The organism is Burkholderia sp. HAN2018 (genome assembly GCF_024704855.1).
GTDB classification, from domain to species: domain Bacteria; phylum Pseudomonadota; class Gammaproteobacteria; order Burkholderiales; family Burkholderiaceae; genus Burkholderia; species Burkholderia cepacia.
Genome location: NZ_QOBB01000146.1, coordinates 1 through 18685 on the forward strand (window position 1 = coordinate 1; position 18685 = coordinate 18685).

18 protein-coding genes are annotated in these 18685 nt (G+C 68.9%); 7 read left to right on the plus strand and 11 right to left on the minus strand.

What is annotated here, in order from left to right; genetic code table 11:
* Positions 1-501, minus strand: a 501-nt coding sequence (locus tag DPV74_RS28070; protein WP_162923153.1) for an outer membrane protein assembly factor BamE, incomplete at its 3' end; no start/stop codon positions are given.
* A 142-nt stretch (positions 502-643) separates the two neighbouring features.
* Between DPV74_RS28070 and fur the strand changes: the two genes are divergently transcribed.
* Positions 644-1072 (plus strand): ferric iron uptake transcriptional regulator, encoded by a 429-nt coding sequence (fur, locus tag DPV74_RS28075; RefSeq protein WP_006400349.1) that lies wholly within the window; start codon positions 644-646, stop codon positions 1070-1072.
* A 224-nt stretch (positions 1073-1296) separates the two neighbouring features.
* On the opposite strand, the gene DPV74_RS28080 is transcribed toward fur, so the two are convergent.
* The 3 genes from DPV74_RS28080 to DPV74_RS28090 form a co-directional block, all read right to left on the minus strand.
* On the minus strand, positions 1297-1821 hold the full coding sequence (locus tag DPV74_RS28080; protein ID WP_059687211.1) for an ureidoglycolate lyase: 525 nt from the start codon (positions 1819-1821) through the stop codon (positions 1297-1299).
* A 14-nt stretch (positions 1822-1835) separates the two neighbouring features.
* Positions 1836-2843 (minus strand): allantoicase, encoded by a 1008-nt coding sequence (gene alc, locus DPV74_RS28085; protein ID WP_027788391.1) that lies wholly within the window; start codon positions 2841-2843, stop codon positions 1836-1838.
* Positions 2844-2949: 106 nt separating this feature from the next.
* The gene (locus tag DPV74_RS28090; RefSeq protein ID WP_021159282.1) at positions 2950-4272 is read right to left on the minus strand and encodes a C4-dicarboxylate transporter DctA; all 1323 of its coding nucleotides are present in this window, start codon (positions 4270-4272) and stop codon (positions 2950-2952) included.
* A 213-nt stretch (positions 4273-4485) separates the two neighbouring features.
* Between DPV74_RS28090 and DPV74_RS28095 the strand changes: the two genes are divergently transcribed.
* Positions 4486-5208, plus strand: coding sequence for a FadR/GntR family transcriptional regulator (locus DPV74_RS28095; protein WP_081052479.1), 723 nt, complete (start codon positions 4486-4488; stop codon positions 5206-5208).
* A gap of 36 nt (positions 5209-5244) precedes the next feature.
* On the opposite strand, the gene cynR is transcribed toward DPV74_RS28095, so the two are convergent.
* A complete protein-coding gene (gene cynR, locus DPV74_RS28100) occupies positions 5245-6135 on the minus strand; it encodes a transcriptional regulator CynR (RefSeq protein ID WP_027788392.1) in 891 nt (296 codons plus the stop codon).
* Positions 6136-6448: 313 nt separating this feature from the next.
* On the opposite strand from cynR, the gene DPV74_RS28105 reads away from it, so the two are divergent.
* Positions 6449-7648: an MFS transporter gene (locus DPV74_RS28105; protein ID WP_059697834.1), complete on the plus strand. Its 1200-nt coding sequence runs from the start codon at positions 6449-6451 to the stop codon at positions 7646-7648.
* 107 nt (positions 7649-7755) lie between these two features.
* On the opposite strand, the gene DPV74_RS28110 is transcribed toward DPV74_RS28105, so the two are convergent.
* From DPV74_RS28110 to DPV74_RS28125, 4 genes are all read right to left on the minus strand, one after another.
* Positions 7756-8814 (minus strand): L-idonate 5-dehydrogenase, encoded by a 1059-nt coding sequence (locus DPV74_RS28110; RefSeq protein ID WP_119338370.1) that lies wholly within the window; start codon positions 8812-8814, stop codon positions 7756-7758.
* A gap of 10 nt (positions 8815-8824) precedes the next feature.
* Positions 8825-9781 (minus strand): 2-hydroxyacid dehydrogenase, encoded by a 957-nt coding sequence (locus tag DPV74_RS28115; protein ID WP_059697838.1) that lies wholly within the window; start codon positions 9779-9781, stop codon positions 8825-8827.
* Positions 9782-9850: 69 nt separating this feature from the next.
* Positions 9851-11299, minus strand: coding sequence for an MFS transporter (locus DPV74_RS28120; protein ID WP_059484618.1), 1449 nt, complete (start codon positions 11297-11299; stop codon positions 9851-9853).
* A 153-nt stretch (positions 11300-11452) separates the two neighbouring features.
* Positions 11453-12226, minus strand: coding sequence for an SDR family NAD(P)-dependent oxidoreductase (locus DPV74_RS28125; protein WP_027788397.1), 774 nt, complete (start codon positions 12224-12226; stop codon positions 11453-11455).
* Positions 12227-12377: 151 nt separating this feature from the next.
* Between DPV74_RS28125 and DPV74_RS28130 the strand changes: the two genes are divergently transcribed.
* On the plus strand, positions 12378-13268 hold the full coding sequence (locus DPV74_RS28130) for a LysR substrate-binding domain-containing protein (protein WP_060169921.1): 891 nt from the start codon (positions 12378-12380) through the stop codon (positions 13266-13268).
* A 75-nt stretch (positions 13269-13343) separates the two neighbouring features.
* Here the strand turns inward: DPV74_RS28130 and gap are convergent, their stop codons facing one another.
* Positions 13344-14354, minus strand: coding sequence for a type I glyceraldehyde-3-phosphate dehydrogenase (gene gap / locus DPV74_RS28135; RefSeq protein ID WP_006485712.1), 1011 nt, complete (start codon positions 14352-14354; stop codon positions 13344-13346).
* A gap of 86 nt (positions 14355-14440) precedes the next feature.
* Complete coding sequence (tkt, locus tag DPV74_RS28140) at positions 14441-16468, minus strand: transketolase (RefSeq protein WP_119338371.1); 2028 nt, start codon at positions 16466-16468, stop codon at positions 14441-14443.
* Between the two features lie 259 nt (positions 16469-16727).
* Between tkt and speE the strand changes: the two genes are divergently transcribed.
* The 3 genes from speE to DPV74_RS28155 form a co-directional block, all read left to right on the plus strand.
* Complete coding sequence (speE, locus tag DPV74_RS28145) at positions 16728-17585, plus strand: polyamine aminopropyltransferase (RefSeq protein ID WP_027788400.1); 858 nt, start codon at positions 16728-16730, stop codon at positions 17583-17585.
* Positions 17586-17744: 159 nt separating this feature from the next.
* A complete protein-coding gene (locus DPV74_RS28150) occupies positions 17745-18161 on the plus strand; it encodes a glyoxalase/bleomycin resistance/extradiol dioxygenase family protein (RefSeq protein ID WP_119338372.1) in 417 nt (138 codons plus the stop codon).
* A 17-nt stretch (positions 18162-18178) separates the two neighbouring features.
* The coding region (locus DPV74_RS28155; RefSeq protein ID WP_119338373.1) for a 16S rRNA (uracil(1498)-N(3))-methyltransferase at positions 18179-18685 on the plus strand (507 nt) is incomplete at its 3' end.

The following is an 18685-nucleotide window of genomic DNA, read 5'->3' on the forward strand; positions in this document are numbered from 1 at the left end:
GCTCGCGACCGTCTCCGGCGCCGGCGCGCTCGCCGCCTGTGCGGCGCTCGCGGCGGCGGCAGCCTCGGCGGCCTTCTTCGCCGCTGCGGCCGCCTTCGCCTTCTTGCCGCCACGGTCGCCGTCGATGTCGGCCAGCAGGTCGAGTTCCGAAGGCAGGTTGTCCGCCCCCGTCCAGCCCGCGACGCGATCGCCCGAGAACGTCACGACGAGATCGCGCTGCTGGACGACCGCCGTCGAGCCGCGCTTGAAGTAGAAGAGGTAATCCCAGCGGTCGGCGTGGAACATGTCCGCCAGCAGCGGGGTGCCGAGCAGCGCGCGTACCTGCTCGCGCGACATACCGACCTGCAGCTGCGAGGCTTTCTCCTGCGACACGAAGTTGCCTTGCACGACGGTGATCCGGTAGGGGGTGATGCTCTGCGCGATGCGCTGCGTCACGCTGTCGTACGACGAACAACCAGCCAGCGCGGCAACGGCGGCGGCAGCGATGATGACACTCCGCATGCGGCTCCTCTGAAAGTGCGAAAGAGATTCTGGAATCATTTCCCTCACCGTGCAGGCCCGCGTCGCAGGCCGCGCGTGTTTCTGGAACGGCGAAAAGCCGGTAACATTGAAGCCCTGCATTGTACTCTAGGGATGCCTAGCCATGACCAATCCGACGGATCTCAAGAATATCGGGCTAAAGGCCACCCTACCGCGCCTCAAGATTCTCGAGATCTTCCAGCAAAGCCCGGTGCGCCACCTGACCGCAGAAGACGTCTACCGGAACCTGCTCAACGAGCAGCTCGACATCGGGCTTGCCACCGTCTACCGCGTGCTGACGCAGTTCGAGCAGGCCGGCCTGCTGTCGCGCAGCAACTTCGAATCCGGCAAGGCCGTGTTCGAACTGAACGAAGGCTCGCACCACGACCACCTCGTTTGCCTCGATTGCGGCCGGGTCGAGGAATTCTTCGACGCCGAGATCGAAAGCCGCCAGCAGGCGATCGCGAAGGAGCGCGGCTTCCGGCTCCAGGAGCACTCGCTGGCGATGTACGGTTCCTGCACGACCGAGAACTGCCCGCACCGCAAGCACTGAAATCCAGCCGCGCGCGCGGCGCATGCAGGACGGCCCGGACGGCGATTCGCATTCCGGGCCGTCTTCTTTTCGGGATACGCAGGAGGCGCCCGCCCGGGGAAACCGGCGGCGCACCGCCGCCCCACGGGCGGGCCCGCCCAGGCTTTCGCACACCCTTCGCGTTGCCTGCCCGGGCGGCTCCGGGTGACATCAGGCCGCCGGAGGAGCCGGCCTGCCCGCCTTCGTCATGCCGCGCCCGCGCAGGCCGGTTCGAACTCCAGCGCCCACGCGCGCTCGAGCGGGATTTCGTCGCAGTTCGGCTGCGGGCCGCCGCGATCGACGATCACGAAATCGCTGACCGCATCCAGCGCGAGCAGCGGATGGTGCCAGACGCCCTTCGCATAGTTCACGCCCTGCCAGCCTTCCGCGAGGAACGCGCGCATCGCGTCGGGCCGGAACTCGCCGGCCGGCGCGACGACGATCGCGTAACGCGACACCGCCGCGAGCGGGATGAACGCCTGGCTGCCATGCGGATGGCGCTCCATCAGCGTGACCGCAACCGGCAGCGCACGCGGCTGCGCGCGGAATACGCTGACGAGCGGGCGGCCGCCGTCCGCGCACACGTCGATCGTCGCGAGATCGTGGAAGCGCTCGGTCGTGCCGCCGTTGATCGGGAAATGGCGCGCGCCTTCGAGCGCGATCACGTCGCCGAACGGCGCGAACGCTTCGCGGGTCAGGCGCTCGACGCGCAGGATGCGGGATCCGCTCATGCCGTTGCCCTCCTTCAAGCCGGCTCGCCCCACAGACGCAGGCGCGACACGCCGCCGTCCGGGAAGATGTTGAAACGCACGTGCGTGACGGGGCCGAGCGCCGCAAGCTGGTCGAACGTGTGGACGTGGTCCATCGACAGCTTCTGCTCGCCGAGCAGTTCGGCCCAAAACATCGCCTGCGTGACGAGCGAGTCGTCGGTGCCGCCCGCCACCCTCGCGGCCTGCAGCGAGCAGCGGTCGGGGAAATTGCCCTTGAAGAACGCGGTATCGACCTCGACGCGCCGGATGATGCCCGGCCGCGCGAGCGCGACGATCGCCCAGTCGTTGCCGGGCTCGCGGCGGCGCCGCGTTTCCCAGCCGTCGCCCATGTTCGCGCCGCGCCCCGGCATCAGCATCTGCGATGCCGGGCCGAAGTGCTGGTTGTTCGCGGCCACCAGGTAGCCGCCGTTCTCGATCGCCGCGAGATCGACGAGTTCGCCGGCCGGCACCTGGCGCCAGTCGCGCTGCGGCTGGCCGTACACGCGCAGCCGCGCGAGGCCGCCGTCCGGGTACAGGTTCACGCGCAGGTGCGTATAAGGCTGCGCATCGTCGACGCTCACGTAGTGATGCGAATTGCCCTGCAGCGTCGTCGCCGGGACGATCGTGCGCCACTCGGCGTTGTCGGACGGCGTGTCGCCTTCGGCGACGCACGCGTCGATCGACGCGGCCGGCGGGAAGTTGCCGGTGAAATGGCTCGTGTCGAGGTCGACGCCGTGAATCACGCCCGGCCGCGCGAGCCGCACCACGCAGAAGTCGTGGCCGGTCGTGCGCTTGCGGCGCGTTTCCCAGCCGTCCATCCACTTGCCGTGGTCGTCGTACTTGCCGGGGATGAACACGGCCGGCTCGGGATTCAGCATGCGCTCCTTCGGCGCGAAGAACTCGTCGCTGGCAAAGAGCGCCTGCGCCCCGAGGCGCGGGTCGGCGAGGTTCATGTAACGCCGCGTAAACGCCGGCGCATCCGGATCGAGGATGGGGGCTGCCATGTCGTCTCCTGTAGTTTGATGAAGGGCCGGCGCATCGAGGCGCCGGCCACATGAATGCCAGGTGCGCGGGGCGGCCCGGGGCAAGGCCGCCCGCGCGGGGTCGCGCTCAGAGCGCGTGAGCCTGATCGCCGGCGACCGGCGCCGTGCGGTCTTCCTCTTCGGCCGGCACGTAGCGCAGCTCGCGATTCAGCACGCGCTTCGCGCGGGCCCGGTCGATGTCGTTCTCCCACACCGCGACGACCACCGTCGCGACGCAGTTGCCGATCAGGTTGGTCAGCGCACGGGCGATGCCGACGAACCAGTCGACCGGCAGGATCAGGACGAGGCCGAGCACGGGAATCGCGGGGATCGCCGACAGCGTCGCCGCGAGGATCACGATCGCCGAGCCCGGGATCCCGTGCGCGCCCTTCGACGTGACGAGCGACACGAGCAGCACGACGATCAGGTCGTGCGTCGACAGCGGCGTGTTGGTGGCCTGCGCGATGAACAGCACGGCGAGCGTCAGGTAGATCGAGAAGCCGTCGAGGTTGAACGAATAGCCGGTCGGGATCACGAGGCCGACCGTCGAATCCTTCACACCCATGTATTCGAGCTTGCGCATCACCTGCGGCAGCACCGCGTCCGACGACGCCGTGCCGAGCACGATCGACAGTTCCTCGCGCAGGTAGCGGATCAGCTTGAACACCGAGAAGCCCGCGAGCCGCATCACCACGCCGAGCACGACCGTGACGAACACGAAGCAGCTCAGGTAGAACACCGCGACCAGGTAGCCGAGCTGCTTGAGCGACGCGACGCCGTACTTGCCGGTCGTGAACGCGATCGCGCCGAGCACGCCGAGCGGCGCGAGCTTGATGATGAAGCCGATGATCCGGAAGAACACGTGCGACAGTTCCTCGATCAGCGAGTTGACGCGTTGCGCCTTGTCGCCGAGCAGCGACAGCGCGGAACCGAACAGCACCGCGAACACGAGGATCTGCAGGATGTCGCCCTTCGCGAACGCGTCGATCGCGGTCTCGGGGATGATCTTCATCAGGTAGCCGGCCGTGTCCTTCAGGCTCTCGGCGTTCTTCGCGTACGACGCGAGCGACGACGCGTCGAGCGAGCGCAGGTCAATGTTCATCCCGACGCCCGGGCGCGTGACCCACGCGAGCACGAGGCCGATGCCGAGCGCGAGCGTCGTCATCACCTCGAAGTAGATGACGGCCTTCAGGCCGACCCGGCCGACCTTCTTCAGGTCGCCCGCGTTCGCCATCCCGCTGACCACGACGCAGAACACGATCGGCCCGATCACCATCTTGATGAGCTTCAGGAAGCCGTCGCCGAGCGGTCGCAGCGACTCGGCAAAATGCGGGAAGAACGCGCCTAGCGCGATCCCCAGGATCAATGCGACGACTACCCGGCCAAACAGCGAATTGAGGAATTTCGACACGGCGCTCTCCCGATCCAACGGTTGCAGTTTCGTCTGTTCATACTGGTAAGACCAGTGATGTTATGGTCGATAGTAGGAAGCCGATATAGTGGCGTCAAGGACGGACAAAATAGGGATTTCCCACCCCCTCCCCACCCGCCTGACACGCACCGGACAGGGGCAGATCGTGGCTTTCCCGTAGGGCGTCCATGCACCGCCTGCGTGCGGATTACAATGCCGGTCAGACCGGCCAAAGTTCACCTCATGAAAAACGTTCCGCATACCGTGACCGACGCCGCCATCGCGACGATCCGCGACCGGATCGAGGCAGGCGTGTATCCGGTCGGCAGCCTGCTGCCGGCCCAGCGCCAGCTCTCCGAGGAGCTGGAGATCAGCCGCGCGTCGCTGCGCGAGGCGCTGTCGACGCTCGAGGCGCTCGGGATGCTGCGCATCCGCGCGGGCAAGGGCGTGTATGTCGAAAGCGCGCAGGCCACGGCCGCCCATGCGTGGCGGTTCGCCGAGCAGTCGTCGCCGCCCGATACCTACCAGATGCGCTACGCGCTCGAAGGATTCGCCGCGCGAATGGCCGCGCACGTCGTCACCGACGACGACATCGCGTGGTTCGAGGACAATCTCGCCGACCTGCACGTCGCGCTCACCGAAAGCGAGCTCGACGCGGCATCGCAGCTCGACTTCGACTTCCACATGCGGATCATCCATCTCGCGGGCAACGCGGCGATCGAATCGATCCTGCGCAGCAGCGCCGACATCATGAAGGAAAGCCAGCGCATGCCGTTCTACCGGCGCGAGCTGCTGCTGTCGACGTGGACCGAGCACCGCGCGATCGTCGACGCGCTGATCGCACGCGATGCGGCCGCCGCGGGCACCGCGATCGAAACGCACATCGCGAACGCCGCGCAGCGCGCGGGCATCTTCTTCCCGACACCGCGCATCTGACGGCCCGGGCGGCCGCGCGCCGCCCCGTCGTACCGGTCAACCTCCCGACGGATCGCGATACGCGAGCGCACGCTCGATGAACGCGCGCGCCGCGACGCTGCGGTACGCGCCCTTGCGTGTCAGCAGCGCAGCCGTGCGCGCGGGCAGCGGCGGATCGATCTCCAGCGCGCACAGGTCGGCACTCTCGCGCGCGACCGCGTCGGGCAGCACCGTCGCGAGCCGGCCGCACCGCACGAGCTCCAGCACCGCGCTGACCGTATTCGTCTCGATCGCGATCTTCGGCCTCGCGCCGTGCTCGATGAAATAGCGGTCGATGCTCTCGCGCGTCGCGAACGCGCGGCTCAGCAGCACCAGCGGCTCGCCGCCGAGCTCGGCCGGCGTCAGCGCGCGGCGCCGCCGCGCAAGACGGTGCGTGCGGCCCGTCACGAGCGCGAGCGGCTCGTCCCACAGCGGCAGTGCGTCGACGTCCGGCGCGCGCGGGGGCATGAACGCGAAGCCCGCGTCGAGCCGGTCGTCGGCGAGCAGCGCCTCGATGCGTTCCTGCGGCATCGCGTCGATCGTCAGCGCGACGTTCGGATAGTCGGCATGGAACGCGTCGATCAGCGAGCCGCTCAGGTAGGCCGCGAAGGTCGGCATCATCGCGAGCCGCAACGACCCGCCGCCGAGGCCGGCGACGTCGTGCAGCGCGCGCTGCCCCGTATCGAGCTCGTGCAGCGCGGCACGCGCGTGGCGCGCATAGACCTCGCCGAACTCGGTGAGCTGCACCGTGCGGCCCGAGCGGTCGAACAGCTGCACGCCGAGCGTTTCCTCGAGCTGGCGGACCTGCTGCGACAGCGTCGGCTGCGACACATGCAGCGCGTCGGCCGCGCGCGTGAAACTGCGCTGCTCGGCGACGGCCAGGAAATAGCGGATGTGGCGGAGTAGCATGACGGCCGACGTATTGGTTTTGCCAATGAAGAGCATAACGATCCAGTCTTGGACGCTATGGTTCGATTCCCGCATCATACGCACATCCGTTCCGGCGCATCGCACCTGCTTTGCGCATCGGAACGGCCCGCCCGGGCCCGCCTGCCTGCGCCCGCCGCACGACGATCCGCCGCCCGCCCGATCCGGGCCCGGCCGCGATCCGCCCGGCGCGCATCGGTTCACCGCCGATCCGTTGACGCCGGCCCCGATTTCCGTCACCCCGCGCAGCCGACGGCCCCCGTGCCGCCGGCCGGCGCCGCTGTTTTTCGCGACCATGGAACCGCATCAAGACAACCATCCTCCCCTGACCCGCGGCATGACGCTGCTGTTCGCGTGCGCGTGCGGCATCGTCATCGGCAACATCTATTACGCGCAGCCGCTGCTCGCCGCGATCGCGCACAGCTTCGGCCGCGCGCCGACCGAACTCGGCTATCTCGTCACGCTGACGCAGCTCGGTTATGCGGCGAGCCTGCTGCTGATCGTCCCGCTCGGCGACGCGGTCAACCGCCACACGCTGATCGTGCGGCTGCTGATGCTCAACGTCGTCGCGCTGGCCGCGGTCACGTTCAGCACGAACTTCACGATGTTCGTCGTCGCGAACGTCGCGGTCGGCTTCGTCACCTGTTCGACGCAGCTGCTGGTGCCGTTCGCGGCGTCGCTCGCCGACGCGCGCTCGCGCGGCCGCGCGGTCGGCACCGTGATGAGCGGGCTGCTGCTCGGCATCCTGCTCGCGCGCGTCGCGGCCGGTGCGATCGCCGACGGGTTCGGCTGGCGGGCCGTGTACGGCATCGCCGCGGTGATGGTGCTCGCGCTGACGGCCGTGCTCGCCGTGAAGCTGCCGAAGGATCGCCGCGACGCGCGCCTCGACTATGCGGCGCTGATGAAGTCGCTCGTCGCGCTGGTGCGCGCGCAACCGCTGATCGCACTGCGCTCCGCCTACGGCGCGCTCGTGTTCGCGTGCTTCAGCCTGCTGTGGACGGGCCTCACGTTCCTGCTGAGCCAGCCGCCGTACAGCTATTCCGAAGGGCAGATCGGCCTGTTCGGCGTCGTCGGCGCGGTGGGCGCGCTCGCGGCGACGTCGGCCGGCCGGCTGGTCGATCGCGGACACGGCAATGCCGCGACGGGGTTGTTCGCGGCGGCCGTGCTCGCGTCGTTCGCGCTGATCGCGACCGGCGCGCACTCGCTCGCGGCGCTGATCGCGGGCATCCTGCTGCTCGACGTCGGCGTGCAGGGCGTCCACATCTCGAACCAGAGCGTGATCTATGCGCTGGCCGGCAACGCGCGCAGCCGCGTGACGACGATCTACCTGACGAGCTACTTCATCGGCGGCGCGCTCGGGTCGTTCGCGGCGAGCGTCGCGTACGGCATCGACGGCTGGCGCGGCGTGTGCATCGCGGGCGCGGCGCTCGCGGGCGTGCTGGTCGTGTCGTGGCTCGCGTCGCAGCGCGCCGGCGCGCGGCAGGTCACGCAGTAATTCAGCGGGGCGTTTTCTCGTCACCATGAAAAAGGGCACGCCCCGCGAAGCGCGGGCGTGCCCTTTTCACGATCGCGTCGAGACAGTCGCGAGCTAGCGCGCGACCGTCACGCAGCCTCGTCGACGAAATCGATCAGCACCTTCATCGCACGCTGCCGGTCGCCGGCCAGTTCGAACGCGAGGTTCGCGTCGCGCATCGGGAACACGCGCGTGACGGCCGGCCGCAGGTCGACGCGCCCCGCATTGATGAGCTGCACCGCGAGCGCGAATTCCGCGTGAAAACGGAACGAACCGCAGATCGACAGCTCCTTCGCGACCACGACGTTCTGCGGCAGGCTGACGTCGCCGCCGAGCCCGAGCTGCACGACGACCCCGCGCGGACGCATCACGTCCAGCCCGTCGCGCAGCGCGAGCGCATTGCCCGAACACTCGATCATCACGTCGAACGTGCCCTTGTCGGCGCTGTAGCGCTCGACCCATCCGGCGTCGGCCGCCGCGTTGATCGTGCGGTCGGCGCCGAGCGCGCTCGCCACTTCCAGCGGCGCCTCGACGACGTCGGTCGCGACGATCTCCGCCGCGCCGTGCACGCGCGCCGCCGCGACGGCGAGCACGCCGATCGGCCCGCAGCCCGACACGAGCACGCGCTTGCCGATCAGCGGGCCCGCGCGCGACACCGCATGCAGCCCGACCGCGAACGGTTCGGCGAGCGCCGCGAGCGACATCGGCACGTGATCGGCAACCTTCACGCACTGCACCGCGTCGCACACGAGCGCGTTGCGGAATGCGCCCTGCACGTGCGGCATCCGCATCGCGCTGCCGTAGAAGCGCATGTCGAGGCACTGGTTCGGCAGCCCTTCGAGGCAGTAGCGGCACGCACCGCACGGCCGGCTCGGATTGACCGCGACGCGATCGCCGACCTTCACCGACGTCACGTCCGGCGCGACTTCCGCGACCGTGCCGGCGACCTCGTGGCCGAGCACCATCGGCTGCTGCAGCCGGATCGCACCGAATCCGCCGTGCCGGAAGTAATGGAGATCGGAGCCGCAGATGCCGCCCATCGCGACCTCGACGCGCACCTGACCCGGGCCGATCTCGCCCGCGTCCTGCTCTTCCACCCGCAGGTCGTTCGGCCCGTGGATCACGACACACATGCAACGCATACGCATGACAGCCTCCTCAGACGACCGGCGTGACCAGCGGCGCGCCGGCGAAGTGCGCGGCAAGGTTGTCGCGCACCAGCCAGCCCATCGCCTGGCGCGTCTCGATCGTGCCGCTCGCATGGTGCGGCTGCAGCAGCACGTTCGGCAACGCGAGGAAACGCGGGTCGATGCGCGGCTCGTTCCAGAACACGTCGAGCGCCGCACCGGCGATCGCACCGCGCTCGAGCGCGTCGAGCAGCGCGGGTTCGTCGACGGTCGTGCCGCGCGACACGTTCACCAGATAGCCTTGCGGCCCGAGTGCGTCGAGCACGGCGGCGCCGACGAGGTGACGCGTCGCCGGCCCGCCCGCGAGCGTGACGATCAGCAGGTCGCACCAGCCGGCCAGCTCGGCGAGGTCGCCGAAGAAGCGGTGCGGGCTGTCCGCGCGCGGCGCGACGTCGAAGTAGCCGAGCTCGACGTCGAAGCCCGACAGCCGGCGCGCGATCGTCGAGCCGATCCGGCCGAAGCCGACCACGCCGACGCGCTTGCCGTACAGTCGCGTGACGAGCGGCATGTCGCCGTCGCGCCAGGCACCGGAACGCACGTACGCGTCGCCGGCGCCGATACGGCGCATCATCGCGAGCGCGAGCCCGACGCCGAGGTCGGCCACGTCGCCGGTCAGCACGTCGGGCGTGTTCGTCACGCGGATGCCGCGCTCGCGCGCGGCGGCCAGGTCGATCGCATCGGTGCCGACGCCGTAGCACGCGATGATCTCGAGCTTCGGCAGCGCGGCGATCAGCGCGGCATTCGCGCCGAGATCGCCGCGCGTCGCGATCGCGCGCACGCCGGCGCCGTGCTCGGCGAGGAACGCCGCGCGGTCGGCGGCTTCCCACAGCCGGTGGACGTCATAGCCTGCCGACAGCCATGCGTCGTCCCACGGCTGGTAAGGGCCCGTCATCAGCAATTCGGGCCGCTGGGTCGATTCGTGCGCCATCTGCGCTTGCTCCTGTCGAGATAAGTTGAATGCGAAGGCAGGCCGGGCCGCGTCAGCCGCCCGGCCCGTTCATGCGTGCCGCGCGAGCGCATCGGCGCCCGGGGCCTGCGCCACCTGTGCCGCGTCGAGCGGATCGTCGAGATCGCGGTTCAGCGTTTCGGGCATCCGCGACGTCGTGAACAGCGTGATCAGCGTCAGCAGCACCAGGTACGCGGCGATCGGCACCCAGGCGCGCACGCCGGCCGCGTGATCGCCGCCGTGCAGCGCGATCACGGTCGCGATGATCGTCGCGCCGACGAGCGGCGCAATCCCGCCCGCGAGCACGGCCGACACTTCGCGCGAGAACGACACGCCCATGTAGCGATGGCGCGCGCCGAACAGTTCGGGCAGCAGCGCGGCCTGCGCGCCGAGCATCCCCCAGTTCGCGAAGCCCTGCGCGACCGAGATCGCGATTACGCTCGCGACCACGTTCCCCTGGCTGAAGATCCACCACACCGGGAACGCGAGCGCGAGCTGCAGCCACGCGAACGTGCGATACACGCGCACGCGGCCGAAGCGGTCGCTGAGCCGGCCCGCCAGCGGCACCGTACATGCGCCGACGGTCGCCGCGCACACCAGCGCGAGCGCGCCGATCGGCCCCTTCATGCCGATCACGCCCGCGAGATAGCTGACGGCGAGTGCCTGGTAGATCGACGAGCCGCCGTTCTCGGCCATCCGCAGGCCGATGCCGATCAGCAGCGAGCGCTTCGAATGCTGCACGGCGCTCTTCAGCGGATTCGCCGATACCTGCGCACGCTTTTCGAGCCGCACGAAGGTCGGCGACTCGTGCAGCCGCACGCGCATGTAGATCCCGACCGCGACGATCACCGCGCTGAACAGGAACGGCACGCGCCAGCCCCAGCCGTCGGTGACGCGGTCGAGGTTCGCGAGCAGCAGGAAATAGACCGCGGCCGCCAGCACCGTGCCGAGCTGGATGCCCAGGAACGGCAGCGACGCATAGAAGCCGCGCTTGCCGGGCGGCGCGTATTCGGTCATCAGCACCGCGGCGCCGGCCTGCTCGGCTCCGGCACCGAGGCCCTGCAGGATGCGCAGCAAAACGAGCAGCCCGGGGGCCCAGTAGCCCGCCGTTTCGAAGGTCGGCAGCACGCCGATCAGCGTGCTCGCGACGCCCATCAGCAGCACCGTCGCCGTCAGCACGAACTTGCGGCCGATCCGGTCGCCGAGCACGCCGAACACGACCCCGCCGAGCGGACGCACCGCAAAGCCGACGAAGTAGGTGCCGAAGCTCGCGATCAGCCGCATCTCGGCGGTCTGCGCGGGAAAGAACAGCGGCCCGAAAACCAGCGCCGATGCGAGCGTGTACAACGCGAAATCGTAGTATTCGAGCGCGCTGCCGAGCGAGCAGGTCCATGCCGCGCGGTTGAGCTGCTTCGTGTCGACGCCGCGGCGCTCGACGGTCTCGCCCGGCGCACCGGACCCTGCATCGTGCCGCGCGGGCGGCGGGGAAATGCGATCCATCGTTGTCTCCTGTCTCCTGCCTTCCGTTCCGGAACCCGGCGCGTACCGCGACCGGGACATCGGCCCGCTCGTGCGGCGGGCTCTTCTGGGAATTCGGATGCCGGCCGCGGCCGGCGCAACGGCGCTGCGCGCATGGCGCGCTCGCGCCGCCGCTCAGACGGCGCTGGTCAGGCCGCCGTCGACGAACAGCGTCTGGCCGTTCACGAAATCGGACGCGGCCGATGCGAGGAAGATCGCCGCCCCGCACAGCTCGTCGACGCGCCCCCAGCGGCCGGCCGGCGTGCGCTTGCACAGCCAGTCCGAGAACGCGGCATCGTCGACCAGCGCGCGGTTGAGTTCGGTTTCGAAATAGCCGGGCGCGAGGCCGTTCGCCTGGATGCCGTGGCGCGCCCAGTCGGCGCACATCCCTTTGGTCAGCATCCGCACCGCGCCCTTGGTCGCGGCATATGGAGCGATCGTGGGCCGCGCGAGCTCGCTCTGCACCGAGCAGATGTTGATGATCTTCCCGCGGCCGCGCGCGATCATGTGCCGCGCCACCGCCTGCGCGACGTTGAACACGCCGTCGAGGTTCACGCGCATCAGCGCCTGCCAGTCGTCGGGTTCGAATGCGTCGAGCGGCGCGCGGCGCTGGATGCCCGCGTTGTTCACGAGGATGTCGATCGCGCCGACGCGCGCCTCGAAATCGTCGATCGCCGCACGCACCTGCGCGTGCTCGGCGACGTCGAATACCGCGTAGTCGGCCGTGAAGCCTTCCTCGCGCAGGTGCCGCACGAGCGTCGCGGCCTTCTCCTCATTGCGATCGTTGATGACGATCGCCGCGCCGGCTTCGGCCAGCCCGCGGGCAAGCGTCAGCCCGATCCCGCGTCCGGAACCGGTAATCAGTGCGCGGCGGCCGTCGAGGCGGAACCGTTCGAGCGCGTGGGTCATGCGTGTCTCCTCGTGCCAGTCGAGCCGGCGGCCCATCGCGGCCGGTCTCGCGTTGACGGTATCTTCGGCCGCCGGCCGGGCACCGCGCCAATGGTCTTTTTTGATCCGGTTATCATGAAATCTGATTACCGCCCACGCCTGCCCGCCGCCCATGGAACTCAAGCAATTGCGCGCCTTCGTCACGCTCGCGGAAGAACTGCATTTCGGGCGCGCCGCGCAGCGCCTGTTCATCGTGCAGCCCGCGCTGAGCATGCAGATCAAGGCGCTCGAGGAAGAACTCGGCGCACGCCTGTTCGAGCGCGACCGCCACAAGGTCGAACTGAGCGAGACCGGGCGCGTGTTCCTGCCCGAGGCGCGTGCCACGCTGCAGCAGGCCGCGCGCGCGGAACAGATGGCGCGGCTGTCGAGCCGCGGCGAAATCGGCACGCTGCGGATCGCGTTCGTGTCGTCGGTGCTGCCCGCGCTGCTGCCGGCCGTGCTGCGCACGATGCGCGAGCGTTATCCGCTGATCACGCTCGAACTGAAGGACATGCCGACGCCCGACCAGGTCGCCGCGCTGCGCGACCGGCGGATCGATTTCGGGATGATCCGGCTGCCGGCCGCGTATGCGGGCGTCGACACGCGCGTGGTGCTCGAGGAAGGCTTCGTCGTCGCGCTGCCGCTCGACCATCCGCTCGCCGCGCACGACGCCATCCCGCCCGCCGCGCTGCGCGGCCAGCCCGCGTTCGTGCTCGCGCGCCGCTACGCGCCGGGCTTTCACGACGACATGCTGCTCGCGCTGAGCCGCGCGGGCACGACGCTCGAGATCGCGCAGGAGTTCGGGGAGTTCACGACGATGCTCGCGCTCGTCGCGGCGGGGATGGGAATCGGGCTGATGCCGGCGGAGGCTGCCAGCGCGCTGCCGCCGAACGTGCTCGCGCGGCCGCTCGACCTGGCCGGGCACCGCACCGGTATCGGCCTCGCATGGACCGATCTCGACAGCCCGCTGAAGCGCGCGTTCGTCGACGCGCTCGAACACGTGACGGCGAACGCCGGGCAATAAAAAACCCGGCCGGAAAACCGGGCCGGGCTCGTTCGCCACGCCGGCCGCCTTGCGGCGGCCGCGCAACGTGCGGGATTACTTCGCGTTCGCGAATGCGACAGCCGTATCCAGCATGCGGTTCGAGAAACCCCACTCGTTGTCGTACCAGCTCGACACCTTCACGAGGCGGCCCGACACCTTGGTCAGCGTTGCGTCGAACGTCGACGAAGCCGGGTTGTGGTTGAAGTCGATCGACACCAGCGGTGCGTCGTTGTAGCCGAGGATGCCCTTCAGCGCGCCTTCCGATGCTTCCTTCATGATCGCGTTGACTTCCTCGACCGTCGTGTCGCGCTTCGCGATGAACGACAGGTCGACGATCGACACGTTGATCGTCGGGACGCGGATCGCGTAACCGTCGAGCTTGCCGTTCAGTTCCGGCAGCACGAGGCCGACGGCCGAAGCGGCGCCCGTCTTCGTCGGGATCTGGCTGTGGGTAGCCGAACGCGCGCGGCGCAGGTCTTCGTGATAGACGTCCGTCAGCACCTGGTCGTTGGTGTAAGCGTGGATCGTCGTCATCAGGCCGGTTTCGAGGCCGATCTTGTCGTTCAGCGGCTTGACGAGCGGCGCGAGGCAGTTCGTCGTGCACGATGCGTTCGAGATGACGGTGTGCTCGGCCTTCAGCACGTCGTGGTTCACGCCGTAGACGATCGTCGCATCGACGTCCTTGCCGCCCGGTGCCGAGATGATGACCTTCTTCGCGCCGCCCTTCAGGTGCGCGCTCGCCTTTTCCTTCGTCGTGAAGAAGCCCGTGCATTCCATCACGACGTCGACGCCCAGCTCGCCCCACGGCAGTTCTGCCGGGTTGCGGTTCGCCAGCACGCGGATCTTGTCGCCGTTCACGACGAGGTAATCGCCGTCGACCGACACTTCGCCCGGGAACTTGCCGTGCGCGGTGTCGTACTGGGTCAGGTGCGCGTTGGTCTTCGCATCGCCCAGGTCGTTGATCGCGACGATCTCGAGATCGTGCTTCTTGCCGTTTTCATAGAACGCGCGCAGCGTGTTGCGGCCGATACGGCCGTAGCCGTTGATTGCGACGCGAATCGTCATGGTCTATCTCCTGATGGCTGAAAAAATTCGTTTCGTGCAGCTTCACGTGCGACGCGCGCGAGGGGCGGCGCGCGTCGCGTATGTCTTTAGGCCAGCACGGCCTTGGCGGTCTCGACGACGTGCTCGACGGTGAAGCCGAAGTACTTGAACAGTACGCCGGCCGGTGCCGATTCGCCGAACGTGTCGATCCCGACGACGCCGCCTTCGAGGCCGACGTACTTGTGCCAGAAGGCGGTCACGCCCGCTTCGATCGCGACACGGCGCACGCCGTGCGGCAGCACGCGTTCACGGTATTCGGCGTCCTGGCGGTCGAACACGTTGGTCGACGGCATCGACACGACGCGTGCCGCGATGCCTTGCTGCGCGAGCGGCTCGACGGCCTTCATCGCAAGTTCGACTTCCGAGCCCGTCGCGATCAGGATGATCTTGCGCGCGACGATCTCTTCGTCCCAGTCCTTCAGCACGTAGCCGCCCTTGTCGATGTTCGCGATCTGCGCATCGGTACGCGGGTTGAATGCCAGGTTCTGGCGGCTGAAGATCAGGCTCGACGGACGGTCGGCGGCGACCGCGTGGGTCCACGCGACGGCCGTCTCGACCGTGTCGGCCGGACGCCACACGTCGTGGTTCGGGATCAGGCGCAGGCTCGACACGTGCTCGATCGACTGGTGCGTCGGGCCGTCTTCGCCGAGGCCGATCGAATCGTGCGTGAACACGAAGATCGACGGCACCTTCATCAGCGCGGCCACGCGCAGCGCGTTGCGGCTGTAGTCGGAGAACGTCAGGAACGTGCCGCCGAACGGCTTGTGGCCGCCGTGCAGCGCGAGGCCGTTGATCGCGGCGCTCATGCCGAATTCGCGCACGCCGTAGTTGATGTGGTTGCCCAGCACGACGCCCGGGCCTTCCGGATTCGCGCGGACGGCCTTCGACGCCTTCCAGTTGGTCAGGTTCGAGCCGGTCAGGTCGGCCGAGCCGCCGAGCAGCTCCGGCAGCGCGGCAGCCAGCCCTTCGATCGCCTGCTGCGACGCCTTGCGGGTCGCAACCGTCTCGGCGCGCTCGTTCGCGCCGGCGATGATCGCCGCGGCCTTTTCAGCCCAGTCGGCCGGCAGCTTGTTGGCCATCCGACGCTCGAATTCGGCGGCTTCTGCCGGGAACTTCGCGCGATAGGCGGCGAACGTCGCGTCCCATTCGGTTTCGGCGCGCTTGCCCGCTTCCTTCGCATCCCATGCCGCGTAGACTTCCTGCGGGATCACGAACGGCTCCCACTTCCAGCCGAGCGCTTCGCGCGTCTTCGCGATTTCTTCCGCGCCGAGCGCCGCGCCGTGCACGTCGTGGCCGCCGGCCTTGGTCGCCGCGCCCTGGCCGATCACCGTCTTGCAGCAGATCAGCGTCGGCTTGTCCGACAGCTTCGCCTTCGCGATGGCCGCGTCGACCGCGTCGACGTCATGGCCGTTCACGTTCGGGATCACGTTCCAGCCGTAGGCTTCGAAGCGCTTCGGGGTGTCGTCGTGGAACCAGTTCACGACGTCGCCGTCGATCGAGATGCCGTTGTCGTCGTACAGCGCGATCAGCTTGTTCAGCTTCAGCGTGCCGGCGAGCGAGCAGGCTTCGTGCGAGATGCCTTCCATCAGGCAGCCGTCGCCGAGGAACACGTACGTGTGGTGATCGACGATCTTCGCGCCGTCACGGTTGAACTCGTCGGCCATCAGCGCTTCGCCGAGCGCCATGCCGACCGCGTTCGCGAGACCCTGGCCGAGCGGGCCGGTGGTCGTCTCGACGCCCGGCGTGATGCCGTATTCCGGGTGGCCCGGCGTCTTCGAGTGCAGCTGGCGGAAGTTCTTCAGTTCTTCCATCGGCAGGTCGTAGCCGGACAGGTGCAGCAGCGAGTACAGCAGCATCGAGCCATGGCCGTTCGACAGCACGAAGCGGTCGCGGTCCGCCCAGTGCGGGTTCGTCGGGTTGTGCTTCAGGTGGCGCGACCAGAGCGCGACGCCGATTTCGGCCATGCCCATCGGCATGCCGGGGTGGCCGGAGTTCGCTTGCTGGACGGCGTCCATCGCGAGCGCGCGGATCGCGTTGGCCATCAGGGTGGTGGAGGCGGGAGACGAAGTCGTCATGTCGAGTCCGGAGAACGAGTCGAGGAAACGGGGCACGGCGGCATCCGGAAGCTCGGGCGTCGATCGTTCCCGGCGCGCGGTGCGGCGCCTGACGGACGCGAAGCGGACGGAGCCTACGGACGAGGCTGCAAAGCTCGTCATTTTAACAGATGGCCTGACATTTCCCTTGTCGGCGCGTAGTGTTCCGGCACGGTTTTCCGTCAAACCGCCCGCCTCCTATAATTCAGACGTCGGAACTCCCTGCCCTGGCGGCCCGCCCGTGAGCACGACCCTTCTCTTTCATCCCACGCCCGACGCCGCGTACGGCTTCCCGAACGCCCGTCGGCTCGCGCACGTCGCGTCGCCGCACCAGCAGATCGAAGTCTGGGAAACGCCGCAGCTCGGCCGCCTGTTTACGCTCGACGGCCGGCCGATGACGTCGGTCGGCGACGAATACGTGTATCACGAGTGCATGACGCACCCGGCCGCGCTCGCGCATCCGTGCCCGAGGAAGGCGCTCGTGCTCGGCGGCGGCGACGGCGGCGCGGCGCGCCAGTTGCTCAAGCACGCATGCATCGAGCGGATCGTCGTCGCGGAGCTCGACGACGAGGTGGTCGGCATGGCGCGTCGTTATCTCGACGACGTGCACCAGGGCGCGCTCGACGATCCGCGCGTCGAGGTCGTGATCGGCGACGCCGCGCATTTCGTCACGTCGACCGTCGAACACTTCGATCTCGTCGTGTTCGACCTCACGCCGCCCGATTCGCCGGCGGCCGGCCTCTATACGCGCGAGTTCTACGCGCGACTCAAGCGGATCCTCACGCCGTGCGGCGCGATCTCGATGCACCTCGGCTCGCCGCTGTTCCACACGGCGCGCATCGCCGCGCTGCTCGACGACCTGCGCGCGAGCTTCTCGGTCGTCGATCCGTTGTCCGCGCACGTGCCGCTGTACGGCTCGCAGTGGCTGATGGCGATCGCGAGCGACACGCTCGACGCGGCCGCGCTGTTCGCGCACGACGTCGACGAACGGCTCGCCGCCCGCCGCGTCCAGGGTTTGCGTTACTACGACGCCCGGTTGCATGCGTCCCTCTTTGCCCTGCCGCGCGCGCTGCGCGATACACTGGGCGTTCGCCGCTGAGCGTCGGCGCGGCGCCTCGCTCCGCTTTCCCGTCGTGTCTTCGCAAAATGCGTGACGTGCGGCACGGGGCGAATCGCCCCGGACGCCGCGCCGCCCCCTGAACGAACGCCGAAGCATGGAATCAGCGCAAGCGCCGAAGCGCCCACACAGGAGATTTTCATGACCGATCCACGTCCGGCCAACGTGCCTTGGTTGACACCCTACCTGGCCGTACGCAACGCGCGCGCGGCCATCGATTTCTTCAAGGCCGCATTCGGCTTCGAGCTGCGCGACGTGCACGACGAGGACGGCGCGATCATGCACGTCGAGATGGCCTACCGCGGCCAGCTGATCGTGATGTTCGCGCCCGAGGGTGCGTTCGGCTCGACCGCACTCACGCCGAAGAGCGCGAACGCCACCGCGCCGCAGTCGTTCTACCTGTATGTCGACGACGTCGACGCCACCTGGCAGCGCGCGCTCGACGCGGGCGCGAAATCGCTGAGCCCGCCGCAGGATCAGTTCTGGGGCGACCGGTTCGCGCAGATCGAGGATCTCGACGGCTACCGATGGGCGCTCGGGTGCCGTCTCGACGCATGACCCCAACCGCTACACGCATGAACGAAGCCACCACCACCGCGGCCGTGCCGCGCTTTTTCGTCGACGCGGCACTGCGCGCCGACGCCACGCTCGCGTTGCCGGCCGATGTCGCGCGCCACGCGCAGGTGCTGCGCCTGCAGCCCGGCGACGTGCTCGCGCTGTTCGACGGCACCGGCGGCCAGTACCGCGCGCGGCTCGTCGAGATCGACAAGCGCAGCGCGCTCGCGCAGATCGACACGTTCGACCCGGCCGAAGCCGAGCCGCCTTATCGCGTGACGCTCGCACAAGGCATCGCCGGCGGCGACAAGATGGACTGGGTGATCGAGAAAGCCGTCGAGCTCGGCGTTGCCGCGGTCGTGCCGCTGTCGACCGCGCGCGGCGTCGTGAAGCTCGCCGGCGAGCGCGCGGACAAGCGCGTCGCGCACTGGCGCGGCGTCGTGCGCGCGTCGTGCGAACAATGCGGGCGCAACCGCGTGCCCGACGTCGCGCAGATCGCCGGCTTCAACGCGTGGCTCGATACGCTG